A 1378-nucleotide genomic window follows, 5' to 3' on the forward strand; every position below is an offset into this window, starting at 1 on the left:
CCTGATTATATTATGGAGAAATTATGAATTTTCTACGCCAATGCCACCAGTTCTCTTGCCAAGATAGATAGAGCTGCTCATCCGCCCATTCTTATCAGCGCTAAAAATGGGCGAATGTCAGGCTTATAGGTCTATATTCAACGCGCAACGGCCTCTATTATCGATACGTAACTGCCGGTATTTATGATGCGGTTTAGTTTCAGATCGGCTCCGGCGAGTATCACTTTCAGCTCAGCTTCGGTGCGTTCTCTCCCACCGTCAAAGCTCCCCATCAAGAGCAGATCCATATTTTTCCCGAAGTGAGGGGTATTTCCTTCAGGAATAATGGTATCCATAATGAGGACTTTTCCATTAGGAAGCATGGCCTTACGACAATTATGGAGTATTAGTGTTGTCTTTTCATCCGGCCAGTCATGAGTGATATATTTTAATAAGTAAAAATCTGCCGGAGGACATGATTCGAAGAAACTGCCAGGCTGGAGCCTCCATCTTGAGTCATCCCCCAGTTCACCAAGACGATGTCTTTCCAGCACCGGAGTTTGATCGAACAAAATACCGTGCAGTGTCGTATTAGCCTGTAATACTTTTAGCAGCAAGCCGCCTAACCCCCCCGCAATATCAACAACGGTGGCATGGTCTGGGAAATGATAGCTACGTACCAGAGCCAGGTTTTCCACCGCCGACATCGAGGACATCCCGGTGTGAAAATCATATTCAGGAGAGCGAGTCTGTGGTTGAGACCAGTATTCGAAGAACGACACGCCATATAGTTGTTTAAAAGCAGAGTGGCCGCGAACGCTTTCAACGATATTCCCCAGCGGGCCCCAAAATGTCTCATCGGTTAACATCAGTACCGCAGAACGAAGCGAATGCGAGGTCGCGGTACACAAAAACTCAGCCGCTGGCGTGAGTGTAAATCGCTGCCCATCAACTTCTTTAAAGATATTTCGCGTTGCAAGCAATCGCATCACTCGATGCAGTTGCTGTGGATCAACCTCCAATTCTGTTGCAAGTTCCTGTACCGTTTTTGGCCTTTGTATAAGATGGTCGGCAACCCCCAAAATAGCCGCTGCCCGCAGTGACGCTTGATAAGTAAAGCCCATTGCTTGATCCAGTAAAAATAATGCTGCCGTCTCACTTTCAGGAGAAAAAGTCGTATTAGTTGTCATGCTTATAATACCTCAAATTAAATATTCAATAAGAGTTATAATCGCAATACCCAGAGCCAACCTCCTGCCTATACCCGGCAGAAAGTTAGTTCAGATATATAATGATTGCTAAAAATAACCACGCCACTAATTAGCGGCAGATATATTTAAAGAGGATTTGTTCTGGTTTATTTACGTTCGGCACTTGATGTTTACATGGTGATTAACAT

At 45.0% G+C, this 1378-nt stretch carries 1 protein-coding gene; it reads right to left on the reverse strand.

Annotated features, from left to right (window positions below):
- Window positions 1–137 precede the first annotated feature (137 nt).
- Window positions 138–1169, reverse strand: coding sequence for a methyltransferase (locus V2A85_RS23660; RefSeq protein WP_372560555.1), 1032 nt, complete (start codon window positions 1167–1169; stop codon window positions 138–140).
- Between the last annotated feature and the right edge of the window lie 209 nt (window positions 1170–1378).

Origin of the sequence: Yersinia sp. 1252 StPb PI (genome assembly GCF_048593885.1) — a bacterium.
In the GTDB taxonomy this organism is placed as follows: domain Bacteria; phylum Pseudomonadota; class Gammaproteobacteria; order Enterobacterales; family Enterobacteriaceae; genus Yersinia; species Yersinia enterocolitica_E.

Bases quoted from the DNA above. Each gene is read 5' to 3' on its own strand.
- V2A85_RS23660 (WP_372560555.1), bottom strand. From the start codon at position 1,169: ATGACAACTAATACGACTTTTTCTCCTGAAAGTGAGACGGCAGCATTA.